Source organism: Brevundimonas sp. DS20, assembly GCF_001310255.1.
Classification (GTDB): Bacteria; Pseudomonadota; Alphaproteobacteria; order Caulobacterales; family Caulobacteraceae; genus Brevundimonas; species Brevundimonas aurantiaca.
The window spans coordinates 1,929,427-1,946,646 of the sequence record NZ_CP012897.1 but is presented as its reverse complement, the minus strand read 5'-3'; the positions used below and the strand labels follow the sequence as shown (position 1 = coordinate 1,946,646).

General features: G+C 67.2%; 21 protein-coding genes. 15 read left to right on the top strand and 6 right to left on the bottom strand.

Translation table 11 applies throughout. The features are described 5' to 3' along the window. The first annotated feature begins 35 nt into the window (after nt 1-35). The 4 genes from JL11_RS09415 to JL11_RS09400 all read left to right on the top strand — a co-directional run bounded on the left by JL11_RS09415 (nt 36) and on the right by JL11_RS09400 (nt 2,866). Nucleotides 36-767: a DnaJ C-terminal domain-containing protein gene (locus JL11_RS09415; protein ID WP_054765447.1), complete on the top strand. Its 732-nt coding sequence runs from the start codon at nt 36-38 to the stop codon at nt 765-767. Between the two features lie 70 nt (nt 768-837). After that, on the top strand, nt 838-1,923 hold the full coding sequence (gene aroC, locus JL11_RS09410; protein WP_054765446.1) for a chorismate synthase: 1,086 nt from the start codon (nt 838-840) through the stop codon (nt 1,921-1,923). Then, nucleotides 1,920-2,336 (top strand): GNAT family acetyltransferase, encoded by a 417-nt coding sequence (locus JL11_RS09405; protein WP_054765445.1) that lies wholly within the window; start codon nt 1,920-1,922, stop codon nt 2,334-2,336. Before aroC ends, JL11_RS09405 begins: the two co-directional genes overlap by 4 nt. Before the next feature lie 188 nt (nt 2,337-2,524). Then, nucleotides 2,525-2,866: a VOC family protein gene (locus JL11_RS09400; protein WP_054765444.1), complete on the top strand. Its 342-nt coding sequence runs from the start codon at nt 2,525-2,527 to the stop codon at nt 2,864-2,866. 10 nt (nt 2,867-2,876) lie between these two features. Here JL11_RS09400 and JL11_RS09395 read toward each other — a convergent pair whose 3' ends face one another. Continuing rightward, nucleotides 2,877-3,212, bottom strand: coding sequence for a hypothetical protein (locus JL11_RS09395; protein WP_152949937.1), 336 nt, complete (start codon nt 3,210-3,212; stop codon nt 2,877-2,879). Between JL11_RS09395 and JL11_RS09390 the strand changes: the two genes are divergently transcribed. Beyond that, on the top strand, nt 3,202-3,513 hold the full coding sequence (locus JL11_RS09390; protein ID WP_152949935.1) for a hypothetical protein: 312 nt from the start codon (nt 3,202-3,204) through the stop codon (nt 3,511-3,513). The two genes, JL11_RS09395 and JL11_RS09390, sit on opposite strands and share 11 nt — an antisense overlap. A 215-nt stretch (nt 3,514-3,728) precedes the next feature. Here the strand turns inward: JL11_RS09390 and JL11_RS09385 are convergent, their stop codons facing one another. Both JL11_RS09385 and thiE read right to left on the bottom strand, forming a co-directional pair. Beyond that, a complete protein-coding gene (locus JL11_RS09385) occupies nt 3,729-5,396 on the bottom strand; it encodes a sensor histidine kinase (protein WP_054765441.1) in 1,668 nt (555 codons plus the stop codon). Nucleotides 5,397-5,472: 76 nt separating this feature from the next. After that, the gene (gene thiE, locus JL11_RS09380; RefSeq protein ID WP_054765440.1) at nt 5,473-6,126 is read right to left on the bottom strand and encodes a thiamine phosphate synthase; all 654 of its coding nucleotides are present in this window, start codon (nt 6,124-6,126) and stop codon (nt 5,473-5,475) included. Nucleotides 6,127-6,253: 127 nt separating this feature from the next. On the opposite strand from thiE, the gene JL11_RS09375 reads away from it, so the two are divergent. Continuing rightward, a complete protein-coding gene (locus tag JL11_RS09375) occupies nt 6,254-6,439 on the top strand; it encodes a (2Fe-2S)-binding protein (RefSeq protein ID WP_054765439.1) in 186 nt (61 codons plus the stop codon). A 142-nt stretch (nt 6,440-6,581) separates the two neighbouring features. Beyond that, on the top strand, nt 6,582-7,082 hold the full coding sequence (bfr, locus tag JL11_RS09370) for a bacterioferritin (RefSeq protein WP_054765438.1): 501 nt from the start codon (nt 6,582-6,584) through the stop codon (nt 7,080-7,082). A 149-nt stretch (nt 7,083-7,231) separates the two neighbouring features. Here the strand turns inward: bfr and JL11_RS09365 are convergent, their stop codons facing one another. Together JL11_RS09365 and JL11_RS09360 are read right to left on the bottom strand one after the other, a co-directional pair. Next, nucleotides 7,232-7,948: an ABC transporter permease gene (locus JL11_RS09365; protein WP_054765437.1), complete on the bottom strand. Its 717-nt coding sequence runs from the start codon at nt 7,946-7,948 to the stop codon at nt 7,232-7,234. Further along, nucleotides 7,948-8,883 carry an ABC transporter ATP-binding protein gene (locus tag JL11_RS09360; protein ID WP_054765436.1) on the bottom strand — a complete coding sequence of 312 codons (936 nt, stop codon included), beginning with the start codon at nt 8,881-8,883 and terminating at the stop codon, nt 7,948-7,950. The genes JL11_RS09365 and JL11_RS09360 overlap by 1 nt, the downstream gene beginning before the upstream one ends. A gap of 96 nt (nt 8,884-8,979) precedes the next feature. Here JL11_RS09360 and JL11_RS09355 point away from each other — a divergent pair, with 96 nt between their 5' ends. From JL11_RS09355 to JL11_RS09330, 6 genes are all read left to right on the top strand, one after another. Continuing rightward, nucleotides 8,980-9,465, top strand: a complete 486-nt coding sequence (locus JL11_RS09355) for a hypothetical protein (RefSeq protein ID WP_054765435.1) — start codon at nt 8,980-8,982, stop codon at nt 9,463-9,465. Continuing rightward, nucleotides 9,466-9,708, top strand: a complete 243-nt coding sequence (locus JL11_RS09350) for a helix-turn-helix domain-containing protein (RefSeq protein WP_054765434.1) — start codon at nt 9,466-9,468, stop codon at nt 9,706-9,708. 54 nt (nt 9,709-9,762) lie between these two features. Then, nucleotides 9,763-10,320, top strand: coding sequence for a tryptophan-rich sensory protein (locus tag JL11_RS09345; RefSeq protein ID WP_054765433.1), 558 nt, complete (start codon nt 9,763-9,765; stop codon nt 10,318-10,320). Between the two features lie 101 nt (nt 10,321-10,421). Next, nucleotides 10,422-10,988 (top strand): elongation factor P, encoded by a 567-nt coding sequence (efp, locus tag JL11_RS09340; protein WP_054765432.1) that lies wholly within the window; start codon nt 10,422-10,424, stop codon nt 10,986-10,988. 187 nt (nt 10,989-11,175) lie between these two features. Then, a complete protein-coding gene (locus JL11_RS09335; protein ID WP_054765431.1) occupies nt 11,176-11,982 on the top strand; it encodes an inositol monophosphatase family protein in 807 nt (268 codons plus the stop codon). Nucleotides 11,983-12,177: 195 nt separating this feature from the next. Next, on the top strand, nt 12,178-13,218 hold the full coding sequence (locus tag JL11_RS09330) for a glycerophosphodiester phosphodiesterase (protein WP_054765430.1): 1,041 nt from the start codon (nt 12,178-12,180) through the stop codon (nt 13,216-13,218). Between the two features lie 20 nt (nt 13,219-13,238). Here JL11_RS09330 and JL11_RS09325 read toward each other — a convergent pair whose 3' ends face one another. Then, nucleotides 13,239-15,122, bottom strand: a complete 1,884-nt coding sequence (locus tag JL11_RS09325) for an ABC transporter transmembrane domain-containing protein (RefSeq protein ID WP_054765429.1) — start codon at nt 15,120-15,122, stop codon at nt 13,239-13,241. A 138-nt stretch (nt 15,123-15,260) separates the two neighbouring features. Between JL11_RS09325 and rpmE the strand changes: the two genes are divergently transcribed. Both rpmE and JL11_RS09315 read left to right on the top strand, forming a co-directional pair. After that, complete coding sequence (gene rpmE / locus JL11_RS09320; RefSeq protein WP_054765428.1) at nt 15,261-15,485, top strand: 50S ribosomal protein L31; 225 nt, start codon at nt 15,261-15,263, stop codon at nt 15,483-15,485. Nucleotides 15,486-15,652: 167 nt separating this feature from the next. Further along, complete coding sequence (locus JL11_RS09315; protein WP_054765427.1) at nt 15,653-17,215, top strand: L,D-transpeptidase family protein; 1,563 nt, start codon at nt 15,653-15,655, stop codon at nt 17,213-17,215. Nucleotides 17,216-17,220 lie beyond the last annotated feature (5 nt).

Here is a 17,220-nt window from a genome sequence, read left to right as displayed (position 1 = left end):
CCCGGCGTTGACCCTAAGGCGCGAACGGTAGCGAAATGAGCCCTTCTCATTCCCGATCAGACGCCGATGCGGTTCGTGACGCCCTTTCCACCTTGGGGCTTCAGGACGCCGCCGACGCTGAATCGCTGAAGGCGGCCTTCCGCGCGGCGGTGAAGGCGGCGCGGCCCGACCAGCCTGGCGGAGACGCCGATCGGTTTCGCAGAGTCATCGCCGCCTATCGCCTGGTCCAGGCCTACAGGCCGGGCGACGTCGCGCCGGGGACGCCGGACCGGCCCGCCGTCCCGCCTGTGCTCAGCCTCAGCCCCTTGCAGGCGGTCGCGGGCGCCAAGATTGATTTGCGGCTGGGTGCACGCACGATCCGGGTCGCGGCGCCGCCGGGCCTTCGAACCGGAGAGACGTTGCGACTGCGCGGCGGGGCGGCCGACGGGGCGGACCTTCTCCTGGCGGTGCTGATCCGCCCCCAGGATGGCCTGTCGGTCCTGGGCGACGATCTGTTCATGAGTTGGCCGACGCCTCAGCGCCTGTTGCAGGAAGGCGGCCGGGTCGAGATCGACACCCACGCCGGGACACGCTCCGCCTGGATCACGCCCGACCGTGCGGCGCCGGTCCGCATTCGGCTGAAAAACCTGGGACTGCCGGCGCGCGGATCCCGCCCTCCGGGCCATCTGTTCGTGACCTTGACCCCGTCGTCCGAAACGCGGTCCCCGGCCGAAGACCTGCTGGCGCAGTTCACCCGAGCCTGGACGCCGGAACGGCTGGCGGCCTGAGGGCGCAAAGCACTTCGCGAACCCGGCGTGACGGTTTCGCCGGGCGCCGTCATGCTCTAAGCGTCGCCCTATGTCGCACAACACCTTCGGCCATCTGTTCCGCGTGACCACCTGGGGCGAAAGCCACGGCCCGGCCATCGGCTGCGTCGTGGACGGCTGCCCGCCACTGATCCCTCTGACCGAGGCCGATCTTCAGCCTTGGCTTGACCAGAGAAAGCCCGGCGATTCGCGCTTCGTGACCCAGAGGCGCGAAAGCGACACCGCGCAGATTCTGTCGGGCGTGTTCGACGACGGCGGGGGCCCGGTCACGACCGGCACGCCCATCTCGATCCTGATCCAAAACGAGGACCAGAGATCCAAAGATTATGGCGAGATCGCGCGGGCCTATCGTCCCGGCCATGCCGACTTCACCTATCAGACCAAATACGGCGTTCGCGATCCGCGGGGCGGCGGGCGCTCGTCGGCGCGCGAGACAGCCAGCCGGGTGGCGGCGGGAGCCGTGGCGCGCAAGGTGCTGGGCGACGGCGTCAAGATCCGCGCCGGCGTGGTGCAGATCGGCCCGCACCGGATCGCACCGGAAGCCATTGATTTCGACGCCGTGCATGGCAACCCGCTGTTCGCCGCCTCCAGCGCGGTCGTTGCGGAATGGGAGGCCTATCTGGACGAGGTCCGCAAGGCCGGCTCGTCGATCGGCGCCGTCGTCGCCCTGGAGGTGACCGGCGTGCCTGCCGGCTGGGGCGCGCCGCTCTACGGCAAGCTGGATTCCGAACTGGCCGCCGCCCTGATGTCGATCAACGCCGCCAAGGGCGTGGAGATCGGCGCCGGCTTTGGAGCGGCGGAATTGTCGGGAGAGGACAACGCCGACCAGATGAGGCTGGACCTGAACAAGCAGCCGGTCTTCCTGTCGAACCATGCGGGCGGAGTGCTGGGCGGCATCTCCACAGGACAGCCGGTCACGGCGCGGGTGGCGTTCAAACCCACCTCCTCGATCCTGACGCCGCGCCAGACCATCACCCGTGACGGCGAGGAGGCCGACCTGCGCACCAAGGGCCGGCACGACCCGTGCGTCGCCCTGCGCGCCGTGCCGGTGGTCGAGGCCATGGCCGCTTGCGTCCTGGCCGACGCCCTCCTGCGGCACCGCGCCCAGGTCGGATGACGGACATCCGACCCATCCGCAAAGGGGAAGACGAGGCGGTCATCGCACTTTGGACAGCCTGCGGCCTCACGCGCCCATGGAACGACCCGGTTGCGGACCTGACTCTGGCGAAGGGCGGCGCGACCTCCGCCGTTCTGGTCGCGGCGGACGACGCGGGAATAGGCGGGACCATCATGGTGGGCTTCGACGGCCATCGCGGCTGGGTCTATTATTTGGCGGTTGATCCTGGGCGTCGCCGCACCGGCTTGGGGCGCAGCCTGATGGCGGCGGCGGAAGACTGGCTGATGGTTAGAGGCGCCCCCAAACTTCAGCTCATGGTCCGCAGCGATAACGAAGCGGCTATGGGCTTTTATCAGCGACTGGGCCTGGAGCGGCAGGAGGTGATCGTACTCGGCCGCAGGCTGGACGGCTGACAGGCGTCGCCGTTCGCTCTGTCCTTCGGCTTCTCGTCCTGCCGCATGAGCGCCATCAGGCCGGTTAGACCCGTCGTCATCACGATCATCGCCGACTCCTGCAACTGCGAACCGTTTGCAGGTTTGCGCGCATCTGAGCGGTGTGCAAGACGGGTTCGTCGGTGGCGCCGCACTACAGGAGATCAACCGTGCGTGAAGACGGAAAGCTGGACTACCTCGAACTGCCCGCTGCAGACCTGCCCAGGACCAAGGGATTCTACAGTCAGGCCTTCGGCTGGACCTTTGTCGATTACGGCCCGACCTACGCTGCCTTCGACCAGGGGCTGGACGGCGGTTTCGACGCCGACGAGGCGGAACGAACCAGGACGCCTCTACCCGTTCTTTACGCGGACGACCTGGAGGCCATGCAGGCCAAGGTCGAGACGGCCGGCGGCGTGATCCTGAAGCCAATCTACGCCTTTCCGGGCGGTCGTCGCTTCCACTTCGCCGATCCTGCCGGGACGGAGATGGCGGTCTGGTCGGAAAACTGACCCCAGGACGTCAGCGGGCGTCCACCGACTGCGCAATCCTCTCGGCCAAGTCGCGGGCGGCGTCGTCCACACTCGCCACCCAGATATGGATTTCCTGGGGCGCGGACGGCCGCTGGAACAGGTGCTCCAGCGCCTGACGTCGCCCGCCTTCGCTGACCACGACCGAGGCGCGCCCTCCGGCCCGCACCACCTCGCCGTCGTAAATGGGGAATTGCGACGCCGGACCCACATAGATCATGACGAGGGGAAGCCCCCCGGCGGCCCGAACCGAATAGACGGCGGCGTCGGCGCCCGCCGGGGCGCGGGTCAGGATCAGGCTCTGCGGCAGCTCAAGGGTGAAGGGCAAGGCGGCGATAGCGGCGGCGTCCAGGCCTGACAAGCCGACAGGGTTCGCCGACGGCGCAGCGCTGGTCGCCGAAGAGGTCGGCGCGGCCGGCGACGTGACGGCGGGCGTCGTCGCGGGCGTCGGCCGTGGTGGCGGCGTGATCGCCGGTCGCACCGCCGGAGAGGTCGGCGCCGCAGCCGAGGGCTCGGCCCCGATCGCAGCGGACGTTGCGGAGGGCGTCGCGGGCGCGGGCGCGGCGGCCGGCGCACGCCCCGCCGACAGGCTGTTGAGGTCGCGCGTCACAGACGACGCCCCCGACTGAATCGGCGCCGCCCCGGTTTGAGAAGAGGTCGCCGGCGGCTGGGGTTGAGATGCGGTCGTCGGTTTGAAGGGCGGACCGCTGTTCAAATCCCGCGTCAGATCCGACGGCGAGCGCGGTGCGGACGACGCTTCTTGACCGGACAGAAGCGTGGCGGCGAGAGCGAGAGCGAACATGGCGCGACCTTTACGCGCCGCAGGCTGAACCGCAAGGCCCCGTCAGGCGCGCGGCAGCTCGATCCAGAAGGTCGCGCCCTCGCCCGGCGCCGACACCACGCCTATGGCGCCGCCTTGAAGCTCAACCAGCCGCTTGGCCAGGGCCAGGCCGACGCCGTGGCCTTCCACGCTGGATCGTTCCAGCCCCAGACGGTTGAAGGGCTCAAACAGCTGCGCCTGCTTCTCCTCGGACAGGCCGGGGCCGAAGTCGGACACCTCGATGCGAACGCAATCCTCCTGCTGGATCGCTCGCAGGATCACGCCGCCGCCCGCACCGCCGTATTTGAGCGCATTGACCGCCAGGTTGGTCACGACCTGAACCAGTCGTTGGGAGTCCGCCACAGCCACCGCGTGGCCGTCCTCGCAGACGACGGTGATCTCCACGCCCTGAGCCTCGGGCAACAGCACCGCACTGCGCCGGACGTCATCGAGCACGCCCACCACGTCGGTCGGGCGCAGTTCGACCTTGACCGAGCCGGATTCGGCGCGCGCCACGTCCAGCAGATCGTGCGCCAGGGCCTCGACCTGTCGGGCCGTCTTGACCAGCATGTCCGCCATCTCCGCCTGTTTCGGCGTCACCGGCCCCAGTTGCCCGCTTGACCAGAGTTGGCCGATGCCGATGACGCCCGCCACTGGGCTTTTGATCTCGTGCGCGACATTGGCCAGCAGGCGAGACTTGGCTTCGGAGGTCATTTCGGCCCGGACCTGTCCCAGACGCGCTCGCTCGGCCAGCCGATCTCGTTCTTCCAGAAGGGCGGCCACCAGAAGGGTCGGCATATAGCCGATGAGAACCAGCAGCTGCGCTATCAGCACCTGTTCGGCGCGCGCCATTCCGGCGACATAGGGGCCGGCGCCGGCCATGGCGCTGCCCACCGCCAGGATCGAGACGATCAGAAGGCTGAAGGCCGAGCCCGCCACACCCAGACGCACCGCCACCGCCAGCAGCAGCGGCGTCATGATGAAGCCCATGGACATCTGTCCGGTGAAGCCGATGTAGTAGAAGGCCAGAATGGCGGTCATCAGGCCCGCCGCCTCAAATCGCGTCTGAGAGCGGTTCAGGCGGGTCAGAGTGGAACGGGTCAATGAAAGTCCCAGAGCCCCGATCACCGCTATGCCCAGGGCATGGCCGAACCACCAGGTCTTGAAACTCTCCAGCGACGCCTCCTGACCCAGATGCGGCAGGGCAAAGGCCACCGCCAGGCCTGCGGGGACAGGGGCGATCAGGGCGCAGAGCAGAAAGCGGACGGTGCTGCCCAGACTGAGAATGTGCAGGCTCGGCAAAACTCGACGCACCAGAAACACAGCCGCCCCGATCTCGATCAGATTGCCGGCAGTGAACAGCAACGACAGCGCCGGACTGTTTCCCGAGATCAACTCGCCGATCATGAGGCTGACGGTCAGAACCAGGGCGAAGACCATGTCGTGACGGCGTCCGCTGCCGGTCCTCAGCCAGACCGCAACCGCCACGCCGCTGGCGGCCCACAGGCCGACCACCAGGCCGGAGCTGCGCGCAAAATTGACCGCCACGGCGACCAGCAAGGCCACCGCCACGCCGGTCAAGACGGGCACGACGGGGTGGGCGAACAGATCACTGGCCGCCTTGCTGCGGCCTAGGCCGGCTGCCGACGCAGGGGCTGCGGTTGCGATGTCGAGCGCGCGGCTCATCGTCATGTAAAGGGTCTCGGCGAATGGATCCGCCGAAGATTAGACGCCGATCATGCTAAAATACCCTGAAGCAGGGCGCGGTTCAGAACTTCAACCTTTCGTTGAAAGCCTTGACCGCCGCCGCCGGCCCCTGGGCATAGGACCAGACGCCGCTGCTGACGGCGATGAAATCGGCCCCCGCGCGGGCGAGGTCCTGGGCCGTGTCCACCGTGATCCCGCCGATGGCGACACAGGGCGCCTCGACCGTTTCCTGCCAGACGGTCAGAAGCTCCAACTCCGGCCGGTGCGTCGTGGTCTTGGTGCCGGTCGGATAGAAGGCGCCGAAGGCGACATAGTCGGCTCCGCCCTCTGCGGCGTCCCAAGCCAGCTCACGGTCGTCGTGACAGGTGACGCCGATCATGGCGTCGGGTCCCATGATGCGCCGAGCCTCGGCCAGAGAAGCGTCCTGCTGGCCGATGTGCACGCCATCGCATCCGGTCTCCTTGGCCAAATCCGGGCGGTCGTTCAACAGAACGGCCACGCCGCGGCGACGCGCGACGGGCGCCAGCGCCGCGACCGCCGCCCGGACCGCGGCGTCGTCGGCCGGCTTGAGCCGGATTTGCAGCGCCGCCACGTCGCCGGCGTCCAACGCCTGACCCAACAGGTTCGCAAAGGCGTCCAGATCCGGAATCACCGGCGGGGTGATCAGATAGAGGCGGCAGGGCGGACGGGCGGGAACGGTGGGGGACTTGGCCATGGCGCTGCTTCCCTCTCCTGCGACCATTCGTCAACGGTATCAGACGGCGCAATGCGTGCGAACGACTTGCAATCGCCTTAACGGATGCTATAGCGAACCATTATCAGCCTCGACCGCATGGATCCTCGTGTACGTCTGCAACTGCAACGGTCTGCGTCAAAGAGACGTCGCTCAAGCCATCGAGGCTGGCGCCAGCCGTCCGCGCGACATTTTCGAGCGCCACCAGTGTCAGGCCCAGTGCGCCAAATGCGTCTGTGAGATGCGGCAGATGATCCAGGACAGCCGCGAAGCCTTCGCCCTCGCCGCCGAATAGTCGCTGAAGCCTTCGCGGGCGAAAATCACTCGCACTATCAATGTAGTGATAAAAACTCGCAAACAAACAAACTGGCTTTTACTGTGGTACGGCACGGCCTGACAGGCGGCGCAGGGGTCGTCTCCAGAGCAAGGACAGGACCATGAAGGGCGATCCCGCAATCCTCCGCACACTGAACGCTGTGCTGACTAACGAACTGACGGCGGTCAATCAGTATTTCCTTCACGCGCGCATGTTCGAGAGCTGGGGCTTGGCCCACCTCGGCCACGTGATCTACGAGGAATCGATCGGCGAGATGAAGCACGCCGACATGCTGATCAAACGCATCCTCTTCCTGGACGGCCTGCCGAATCTGCAGGATCTGCACAAGCTCAAGGTCGGCGAGGATCCGATCGAATGTCTGGGCGCCGACCTGCAGCTGGAGCTGGACAGTCGTGTCGCCACCGCCGCCGCCGTGACCCAGTGCGAAGAGGCCCGCGACTACGTCAGCCGTGACCTGCTGATGAAGATTTTGTCCGACACCGAGGAGCACATCGACTTCCTCGAAAACCAGCACAAGCTGATCGAACTGATGGGCGCACAGAACTATCTGCAGTCGGCCATGAAGGAGATCGTCACCGACAGCGCCGCGACGGGCGGCTGAGGCTCTTAGAGCCTGATCGGTTGAAGTGGAATCGCTTCGCGATTCCGCTGAAGCCGTGAATCAGGCTCCAGATTAAAGCGAGAGCATGATTCACGCTTCTGTCGGAACCGCGAAGCGGTTCCGTCCGAAACGATCATGCTCTAGCGTCCCTAGCGGCGGGCCAGGTGCAGCACCGCCGCCGCGAGCACGGCAAGGCCCAGACCACCGCCCAGCGTCAATGCGGTCTGCACCCGCCAGGCCTCGGTCGCCAGGATGTTGACGGGCATCTGCCACGGCATGAACACCCCTTGCCTGGCGGATGTGGCCACGACGGCGAAGAAGGTTCCCCCTATGCCCAAGGCCAAGCCCGGCACAAAGCTGGCGAAACGGATGGCGGTCCAAAACTGTATGGCGATCATCAGCAGGGCGGCCGCCGCCATCCGCGCCATCGACCAGGCGTAGCCCGTCAAATCGAGCGCGCCCATAGCCGCGGCCTCCGGCTTGATCAGGCCGCCCAGCGCCACCGCCCCTATGGTCGCGCCCAGCACCGCCGCGCTCATGATCAGCACGAGAGCGATCACGCAGACCGCCTTTGCCGCGTAGAGGGTCCAGCGGGGAACAGGCAGGGCGCGCAAATGATCCCAGCTTCGCGGGCCGTGCTCCATGTGCGCGACCAGAGCGGTCAGGGCCGCGACGCAAAGCGGCATCATGAAATAGGCCCAGATCGCCATGCCGCTGCCGATCCACATGTCCCACTCCGACGGCGTCTTGGACCGAAGCAGCATCGAGAAGACGAAGACGGCGATCAGGGCGGGCGCTGTCGCCGCAAGCACCAGAGCCAAAGAACGGTTCAGCTTCCGGACTTCTACAGACAGAACGGTCAACATCAGACGGGCTCCGAGACGGGTCTTCGGGAGACGGCGGAGGCGGCGCGATAGACGCCCTCGAGCGAGGGCGCGCGCGAGCCGATAGAGAAGACGGCTACGCCGGCCGCAACCAGATCGCGGTTCAAAGCCGCGCAGACCTGGTCATGATCGTCGCCGGGACGCAGCTGCGCCACCAGCCCATCGGCGTCGTCGCTCAGGGTCAGATCGCGCGAACGCAACACGGCGCGGGCGCGTGCCGGGTCATCGACACGCAGCCCGATCTCTGGCGCCAGTTCGGCCTTAAGCCGGGCCAGTTCGCCCTCGACCACCAGCCGACCCTGATGGATTACGCCGACATGGGTGGCGGTCTGTTCGATCTCGCCGAGCAGGTGGCTGGACAGCAGGACCGTCGCCCCCGCGCGGATCGGCAGTTCCCGCAGGAAATGACGCATGTCGGCGATGCCGTCGGGGTCCAACCCGTTCGTCGGTTCGTCCAGCATGAGCACCGGCGGGGAACCCAGCAGGGCGCGGGCGATGCCGAGCCTCTGGCGCATGCCCAGGGAATAGTCGCCGACGCGCCGTCCGCCGTCGCGCGTCATATCGACGACGTCCAGCACGCGATCGACCTCAGTCGTCGCCAGGCCCAGAAGTCGCCGGGTCAGGTCCAGATTCTCTCGTCCCGACAGATGGCCATAGAAGCCGTGCGCCTCCAGCAGGGCCCCGATCTTGCGGGCCGCGCCTCTGCGGTCCTTGACGACATCGACGCCGCAAACCCGAGCCACGCCCGATGAGGGCCGCAGCAGGCCGGTCAGCATCTTCATCGTCGTGGTCTTGCCAGCGCCGTTGCGGCCCAGGACGCCATAGACCGAATGATCCGGCACGGTCATGGACACGCCGTCCACCGCCCGACGATCCCCGAAAAGACGGGTCAGTCCCTCAGTCTCTATAGCCGCCATGCTCCGCCCGATCTTTAACTCTTAGATAGAGTTGCGGCCCTCGGATTTTTAAGTCAAGATTAAAAACAAGACAGGTTTCAACTCGGAGCAAGGCCCATGACCGCTGACAACCTCGCCCGCTTTCGGCTGATGTGCCGGCAGTTCCGCGCGCTTGCGATCTTCATGGTCGTCAGCGTCGGCGGCTTGCTGGCCCTGGCGCCGGTCGCCTTCTTCCTGGCGCAGGGAGATCGCCCGGTCCGGCTGCTGGTTGAACAAGTCCTTTGGGCCCTGCCCGCCCTATTCTACCTTTTCGCCGTCTGGTCGATCGGGTCGGCGATGGGGCAGTTGGCGAAGGGGCGTTTGATCCAGCCGACCTTATCGTCCGCCCTGCGTCGCGTGGGGTTGGCGCTTGGCCTTGGCGGAGTGCTCAGCGTCTTTGGCGTCACCAACCTGATGCGGCTGTTGGGTCTTACCCAGGGCGGCTTCGCCTATTTCGACATCGCCGGCATGACTCTGGGCATGATCGGCGGCGCCCTGTTCCTGTTGGGGCGCGTCATCGACCACGCCGGCCGAATACAGGCCGAGATGGACGAGATGATCTGAATGCCGGTTCGCGTCACCCTGAATGATCTGATGGTTCGCAAGGGCCTGAAGGCGCGCGACGTCGCCGCCCAGGTGGGCCTCAGCGAGACCCAGTTCTCGCTGTTTCGGTCCGGCAAGGTGAAGGGCATAAGGTTCAGCACCCTGGCGCGGCTGTGCGCGGTGCTGGAGTGCCGGCCCGGCGATCTGCTGGACTATGATTTCGATCCGCGCGAGACAGAACCGGTCGAACCGGACGAGGTCTGACGGAACCGGCGCCCCGTCCGCCCATTAGATTTTCCTGACAAGCGGGAGCGGACCATGACGGATATCGACGACGCCATCGACGACGTGCGCGACGCGGCCGTGGATCTGTTGAACAGCGAGGGGCGGAGCGCGGCGCATGTGGCCGTAGGGGTGGCGCTGACGGTGGGGTTCGCCCTGCTGGCGACGGGCATAGCGTCAGGCGCATTCACCCCCAAACGAAAGCTGAAACATGTGCGCGACGGCGATCTGCCCATTACGGAGAAGCCGCGCGGCGCCTTCAGCCTGATTCTGCCGGCGGTGTTTTCGGCCACGACCCTGTCGGCGGTGCGGGTCTGGAACGCGCCGCATCGGCCCGAAAGGACGCGCGCCATGGGGCTTTGGGTCGCGGCCCAGACGGTCAACGCGGTCTGGCTGGGGTTGCGCCCCTCCACGATGTGGAAACAGGTGGCCGCCGCCATGTCGTCAGCCGGTCTCGCTGCCGCCTTCGCCCATGAGGCCCGCAAACTGGACGAGGGCGCCGGCAAGATGGCCGCCCCGACAGGCGGCGGCGTTCGGGTGGGCAACTTCCTTCATCGGAAAGCGGATCAGATGAACGAGCGGACCCTCCACTAGGTCCGCCTTGCCCTTTTCGGGGGCTTCCTCTAGGGATCGCGCCCTATTCGCCACGCTCCAACCTGGGCGCGCGGGCGCAACCCCATTCCCGATGTGACCCCATGAAGATCAACGGCAACGCCATCAAGCCCGGCATGGTCCTGCAACACAACGGCGGCCTGTGGGTCGTCACCAAGGCCAGCCACGTCAAGCCCGGCAAGGGCGGCGCCTTCGCCAACGTCGAAGCCAAGAACCTCGAGACCGGCAACAAGCTGAACGAACGCTTCCGCTCGGAAGACAAGGTCGAGCGCGTGACCCTGGAGCAGAAGGACTTTTCCTATCTGTTCGACAACGGCGACAGCCTGGTCTTCATGGATGACGCCACCTATGAGCAGATCGAGCTGCAGAAGGACTGGGTCGGCGACGAGCGCATCCCCTATCTGCAAGAGGGCATGAAGGTCGTCATCGAGATGCACGAAGAGCGTCCGATCGGCCTGGAACTGCCCGATCAGGTCGTGCTGGAAGTCGCCGAGACCGAGCCGACCGTGAAGGGTCAGACGGCCTCGTCCTCCTACAAGCCCGCCATCGCCTCGAACGGCGTGCGGATCATGATCCCGCCCTATATGTCGGCCGGCGAGAAGATCGTCGTCGACACGACCAGCGGCGAATACGTCCGCCGCGCGGACTGAACTCCGACAGGTGCTGGTGAATAGTGCTAGTGAGCAGAGGGGCCGGCGGGGCAAGGCGCTCCGCACGGCTTCCGCTCACTAGCACTATTCACTAGCACTTCCCGACGCCTTCCACGTCCCCCTTGAACTTCTCCGCATCTCCGGCCCTGAGCGGCTTTAGAGGACATGCGGACCAGGAGATTCCACAATGGCCCTCGCCTCCGCCCTGCTTCAGGTCATGACCGACGCGGTCCGCAAGACCGCCCGTCCGATGCTTCGCGACTTCGGCGAGGTGTCCCAGTTGCAAGTGTCGCGCAAGGGGCCTGGCGACTTCGTCACGGCCGCCGACCTGAAGGCTGAGGACACCCTTTACGAGCTGCTGATGAAGGCCCGCCCCGGCTACGGCTTCCTGGGCGAGGAACGCGGCCTGGTCGAGGGGACCGACAAGTCCCACACCTGGATCGTCGATCCGATCGACGGCACCACCAACTTCATGCACGCCCTGCCCCACTTCGCCATCACGGTGGGGCTGGAGCGGCGCGCCCCGGACGGGTCCAGCGAGATCGTCGCCGGCGTCACCTACAACCCCGTCATGAACGAGCTGTTCTGGGCCGAAAAGGGCAAGGGCTGCTATCTGAACGACCAGCGAATCCGAGTCTCCGGGCGTCGTGACCTGTCGGAAAGCCTGATCGCCACCGGCCTGCCCTTCATCGGCAAGTCGGGTCACGCCCAGGCCATCAAGGACATCCACGCCGTCGGCCAGCGGGTCGCCGGCATCCGCCGCCTGGGCTCGGCCGCCCTGGACTTCGCCTGGGTCGCCGCCGGCCGATATGACGCCTACTATGAGCGCAATCTGAAGCCCTGGGACGTGGCGGCCGGCATACTGTTCGTCACCGAGGCCGGGGGCCGGGTCACGACCATCGAGAACGACGGCGATCCCAAGACGGGCGCGTCGATCCTGGCGTCGAACACCGAACTGCATCCGCAACTGCGCAAGGTGTTGCAGGCGTCCTGAGGCTCGCTTCTGTCTCTTCCCCGCTTGCGGGGAAGTGGCGCGGCGCTTCTTCAGCGCCGTGACGAAGGGGCTCTTGCCGCATCACCAGCGGCCGGTGGGGCGTCAAGAACCCTCCACCGCTTCGAGGCCCCCCTCCCCGCTGCGCGGGGAGGAGACATTCATATCCTTGTCGCGCCGCGCCCCTATCCAGGGGGCATGATCCGCGCCATCGTCACCGCCCTCGCCCTCCTTGTCGGAACGCCGGCCATGGCCCAGCCGCTGATCATCGCCCACCGCGGCGCCTCGGGCGAACGGCCCGAGCATACGCGTGCGGCCTATCTGCTGGCGATCGAACAGGGGGCGGACGTCATCGAGCCGGATCTGGTGCTGTCCAAGGACGGGGTCTTCATCGACCGGCACGAGAACGAGATCAGCGGCACGACCGACGTCGCCGAACGGCCGGAGTTCGCGGATCGCAAGACCACCAAGATCATCGACGGCGTCTCGACCACCGGCTGGTTCACCGAGGATTTCACCCTGGCCGAGCTGAAGACGCTGCGGGCCAAGGAACGGCTGCCCACCTTCCGCCCCGGCAGCGCCGCCTATGACCGGCAGGAGGCGATCCTGACCTTCGACGAGGTCGCAGCCATCGCCCGCGAGGCCTCGGCCCGGACGGGCCGGACCATAGCGGTGGCGCCCGAGTTGAAACACCCGACCTATTTCGCCGGCATCGGCCTGCCGATGGAAGACGCCTTTGTAGCCGAGCTGAGACGACTGGACCTGACCGGCGCCGACGCCCCGATCATCATCCAGTGTTTCGAGGTCGGGCCGCTGGAGCGGCTGTCGAGGCGGATCGACGCGCCCCTGGCCCAGTTGATCGCGTCCGAGGGCGGGCCCGTGGATCGGCCGGACCTGACCTATGCCCAGATGATCACGCCGGAAGGGCTGAAGGCCATGGCCGCCTATGCCGACTGGGCGGCGCCGGACATGACCCTGGTCCTGCCGAGAGACGCGGACGGGCGGACGACCGGACCGAGCGCCCTGGTCGCCGACGCCCACGCCGCAGGGCTGAAGGTGGTGATCTGGACCCTCAGGGCCGAGAACGCCTTCCTGCCCGCCGAGCGGCGCCGGGGCGAAGGCTTTGCGGACCACGGCGACATGGCCGGCTACGCCGCCGCCTTCTCCGAGGCAGGGGTGGACGCCGTCTTCACAGACTTTCCGGCCCTGGCGCAATCAGGACGCTCCGCGACTCCTTAGTCCAACTAAGGGTCTTCGGCTCAGTCCGCCCGGAACTGAAGCTCGGCCAAGCGGGCGTAGAGCCCCCCCTGGGCGACCAGCTGGGCGTGGGTCCCCTCCTCCACCACACGGCCGTCATCCATGACGACGATGCGGTCGGCGCGCAGGACGGTGGCGAGGCGGTGGGCGATGACCAGGGTGGTGCGCTCGGTCATGGCCTGATCCAGGGCCGCCTGGACCAGCCGTTCGCTTTCGGCGTCGAGCGCGCTCGTCGCCTCGTCCAGCAGCAGGATGGGGGCGTCGCGGACCAGGGCCCGGGCGATGGCCAGACGCTGGCGCTGACCGCCCGACAGGCTCTTGCCGCGTTCGCCCAGTGGGGTGTCGAAGCCTTCCGGCAGGGCGTCGATGAAGCCCAGGGCCTGGGCCTTTTCGGCGACGGCGCGGGCCTCTTCCAGGGTGGCGGTCTCGCGGCCGAAGCGAATGTTCTCCAAGGCCGAGCCTGAAAACAGCGGCGTCTCCTGCGACACCCAGGCGAAGCGATTGCGAACCTCGACCGGATCGGCCTGGCGCACGTCCACCCCGTCGACCGAGACCAGACCGGTCTGCGGATCATAGAAGCGCAGCAGCAGGCGGAAGACGGTGGACTTGCCCGCGCCGGAGGGACCGACCAGGGCCACGGTCTCGCCGGGACGGACGGTCAGGCTGAACCCCTTCAGGGCCGGAAGATCGGGCCGGCCGGGATAGGCGAAATCGACGGCCGACATGGAGACCTCGCCGCGCGGCGGGGTGGGCAGGGCGACGGGCCGGGCCGGGGCGGCGATGTCGGGCGTGGCCCGCATCAGTTCCTCGATCCGCTCCATGGCGCCGGCGGCCTTCTGCACATCGCCCCAGCTTTCGCCGAGCGCGCCCACGGCCCCGGCGGCGAAGACCGACAGGAGGACGAATTGAAGAAGGGCGCCGGGCGTCATCTGACCAGCCACCACATCGCGCGCGCCCAGCCACAGGACCAGGGTCACTCCGCCGAACATGACGACGATGATCAGGGCCGTCATCCAGGCCCGCGCCCGCATCCGCTTCAGAGAGGCGTCGAAGGCGTCCTCCACCGCCGCGCCGAAGCGGGCGATGGCGCTGTGTTCGCGCCCGAAGGCCTGGACCGTCTCGACGGCGTCCACGCTTTCACCGGCAAAGCCGACGGCGCCGGCGAACCGGTCCTGGGAGGCGACGGTCAACTTGCGGACCCGGCGGCCGAAAATGAAGATCGGCCCCAGCAGGAACGGCACGATCAACAGGACCAGGCCGGTCAGTTTCGGACTGACGAAGAACAGCAGCACGACCCCGCCGATCAGGGTCAGGAAGTTCCGCAGCGCATAGGAGACCGAGGTCGTCATCAGGGTCTCGACCAGGGCGATGTCGGTCGTCAGGCGCGACAGCACCTCGCCGGTCCGCATATGGGCGTAGAAGGAAGGGTCCAGCGTCAGGATGCGGCCGAACAGCCCCTTTCGGAGGTCGGCGATGACCCGCTCGCCCGTCCGTGTGACGTAGAAATAGCGGGCGGCGGTCGCGAGCCCCAGGAACAGGGCGTTGGCCCCCAGCAGCAGGAACCAAAGGTTCAGGCGCGCGCCGCCGTCTTCAAATCCGTGATCGATGGCCCCTCGGGCCAGGGCCGTCAGCCCCAGTGAGGCGGTGGTGGACAGCAGCAGCCAGAAGACCGCCATGAGGGCGTGGCCCTTGTGCCGAAGCGCATAGGGAATCAGCCGCGCCAGGGGACGGATGTCCCGGCGCTTCGCCCGCTTCTCGCCCGCTTCAGACATCTGTTCGGCCAGGACGGCGCCGGCGCTGGGCCGCCCGTCCAGGCTGGCCGCGCCGGCGGCGCGCCCCGCAGGAATACTGGCGGAGCGGGCGGAGGCGGCGGATTGATCAGTCATTGCGACCGCCTCTTGCCCCGGAACGCCCCCCGGTGTAAACGCCGCCCCTCATTCCCGCCGGATTTTCTGGCGGGTTTCTCATTTCATGCGCAGCGACGGTCGGCATCGTCATCGCGCCCAGAGACCGGACGACGACCCATGAAGGCGGACACCCACCCCGACTACCACTTCATCACCGTGGTGATGACCGACGGCACGACCTATCAGACCCGTTCGACCTACGGGAAGGAAGGCGACAAGCTGGCGCTCGACATCGACCCGACGACGCACCCGGCCTGGACCGGCGGCAACGCCCAGCTGATGGACCGCGGCGGTCGCGTTTCGCGCTTCAACAACAAGTTCGCCGGCTTCATCAAGAAGTAAGCGCGTCCTGGCTGCGACACATCGCGGCAATCACGTCACGAAAAGCGCCGGTCCGATGGCCGGCGCTTTTTGTTTGCCTGGAACGTCGGTAACATGGACGGCGTTCAAATCAGCAAGAACAAGGGCGTCGGTTCACGGGGATCGGGCCATCGAGAAGCGGACGGATTATGAATAGACGGGAACTGGGTTTGGGCGTCGCAACGGCGACGATCGCCCTCGCCTCCGCTGCGCGGGCGCAACAGGTTTCCATCCAGCGCCCTGCGGCGGCCACCGCCTTCTACAACAGTTTCAACGATCAGATTTCGCGTCTGCCCGAAACCCAGCAACCGGACGTTCGCGCCTTTTATGAGATGAACGGCTGGCGGCCGGTATGGACCGGCGAGCGGATGCGCGCCCTGAACGCCGTCGCCGCCCGGGCCGAGCGCCACGGCCTGTCGGCCGGCGACTATTTCGACTTCGTGGGCCTGGCCGCCGATCCCGCCTCGGCCGATCTGCGCACGACGGCGGCGGCCCTGGCCTATGGCCGCGTCCTGGCCGAGGGCAAGGTGAGGCCCGAGACGGTCGAGGATCTGTGGGAAATGCAGAAGAACCGCGTGGACCTGCCGCGCGGCCTCAGCGACGCCTTGGCCCGCAACATCCTGCTGGACTGGTTCGAGGGTCTGGCGCCGACCGACATCGGCTATCAGAACCTGTCGGCCGGCTATGTGCGCTATCGCCGACTGGCCGCCGGCGGCGGCTGGCCCGCCTTCCCGGCCGGTCCGACGATTGAACCCAACATGAGCGACCGCCGCATCCCCGCCCTGATCGACCGGCTGACGGCCGAGGGCGATCTGACGGCGGCACAGGGCGCGCGGCTGAAGGCCCAGGGCCTGACTTACGGCGCCGAGCTGCAACAGGCGGTCCAGGGCTTTCAGACGCGGCACGGCCTGGGCGCAGACGGCCGCATCGGAACGGGCACCCAGCGCTCCCTCTCAGCCTCGGCCGAGGACCGGGCGCGTCAGATCGCCCTGAACCTGGAACGCCGCCGCTGGCTGAAGCGCGACGTTGCGCCAGAGCGGATCGAGGTCAACACCGCCGCCGCCATCATGGTCTATTGGAAAGACGGCAAGCCGGTGCACTCCAACCGGGTGGTGGTCGGCTCGGCCGAGAACCAGACGCCCAGCCTGGAGAAGCCCTTCGCCTCGGTCGTCGCCAATCCGCCCTGGTACGTGCCCGCCGGCATCGCACGGCGCGAAATCCTGCCCAAGGGCCCCGGCTATCTGGCGGCCAACGACATGTATGTGGCCAACGGAACGGTGATCCAGCGCGCCGGGCCGAAGTCGGCCCTGGGCTATGTGAAGTTCGAGCTGCGCGACAGCTACGCCATCTTCCTGCACGACACCCCGTCCAAGGCCGCCTTCAACCTGTCCATGCGCCAGCGCAGCCATGGCTGCGTGCGGGTGCAGAACGCCGTGGAATTCGCCCGGCTGCTGCTGTCGCCCGATCCCGCCAAGCTGGCCGAGTTCGACACGGCCCAGGAGACGCGTGAGACCACTCGGGTGACCACCGGGCGCGAAATCACGGTGCGGCTGCTGTACTGGACCGCCTTCGTGGACGGTCAGGGACGGGTCGCCTTCCGCGAGGACGTCTATGGCCGCGACGACAAGCTGGCCCAGGCCCTGGGGATCGCCGTCAGCCTGCCTCGGCCGATCGACGACGGGCGTCGCGACGCCGACGATGTCGGGCCGTAAGTTCG

Excerpts from the sequence above, each read along its gene's own strand:
- aroC (WP_054765446.1), top strand. The coding sequence starts at position 838 with ATGTCGCACAACACCTTCGGCCATCTGTTCCGCGTGACCACCTGGGGC.
- efp (WP_054765432.1), top strand. The coding sequence starts at position 10,422 with ATGAAGATCAACGGCAACGCCATCAAGCCCGGCATGGTCCTGCAACAC.
- rpmE (WP_054765428.1), top strand. The coding sequence starts at position 15,261 with ATGAAGGCGGACACCCACCCCGACTACCACTTCATCACCGTGGTGATG.
- JL11_RS09385 (WP_054765441.1), bottom strand. The coding sequence starts at position 5,396 with ATGACGATGAGCCGCGCGCTCGACATCGCAACCGCAGCCCCTGCGTCG.
- JL11_RS09325 (WP_054765429.1), bottom strand. The coding sequence starts at position 15,122 with ATGACTGATCAATCCGCCGCCTCCGCCCGCTCCGCCAGTATTCCTGCG.
- JL11_RS09415 (WP_054765447.1), top strand. The coding sequence starts at position 36 with ATGAGCCCTTCTCATTCCCGATCAGACGCCGATGCGGTTCGTGACGCC.
- JL11_RS09330 (WP_054765430.1), top strand. The coding sequence starts at position 12,178 with ATGATCCGCGCCATCGTCACCGCCCTCGCCCTCCTTGTCGGAACGCCG.
- JL11_RS09405 (WP_054765445.1), top strand. The coding sequence starts at position 1,920 with ATGACGGACATCCGACCCATCCGCAAAGGGGAAGACGAGGCGGTCATC.
- JL11_RS09365 (WP_054765437.1), bottom strand. The coding sequence starts at position 7,948 with ATGTTGACCGTTCTGTCTGTAGAAGTCCGGAAGCTGAACCGTTCTTTG.
- bfr (WP_054765438.1), top strand. The coding sequence starts at position 6,582 with ATGAAGGGCGATCCCGCAATCCTCCGCACACTGAACGCTGTGCTGACT.
- JL11_RS09360 (WP_054765436.1), bottom strand. The coding sequence starts at position 8,883 with ATGGCGGCTATAGAGACTGAGGGACTGACCCGTCTTTTCGGGGATCGT.
- JL11_RS09315 (WP_054765427.1), top strand. The coding sequence starts at position 15,653 with ATGAATAGACGGGAACTGGGTTTGGGCGTCGCAACGGCGACGATCGCC.
- thiE (WP_054765440.1), bottom strand. The coding sequence starts at position 6,126 with ATGGCCAAGTCCCCCACCGTTCCCGCCCGTCCGCCCTGCCGCCTCTAT.
- JL11_RS09335 (WP_054765431.1), top strand. The coding sequence starts at position 11,176 with ATGGCCCTCGCCTCCGCCCTGCTTCAGGTCATGACCGACGCGGTCCGC.
- JL11_RS09355 (WP_054765435.1), top strand. The coding sequence starts at position 8,980 with ATGACCGCTGACAACCTCGCCCGCTTTCGGCTGATGTGCCGGCAGTTC.
- JL11_RS09345 (WP_054765433.1), top strand. The coding sequence starts at position 9,763 with ATGACGGATATCGACGACGCCATCGACGACGTGCGCGACGCGGCCGTG.
- JL11_RS09350 (WP_054765434.1), top strand. The coding sequence starts at position 9,466 with ATGCCGGTTCGCGTCACCCTGAATGATCTGATGGTTCGCAAGGGCCTG.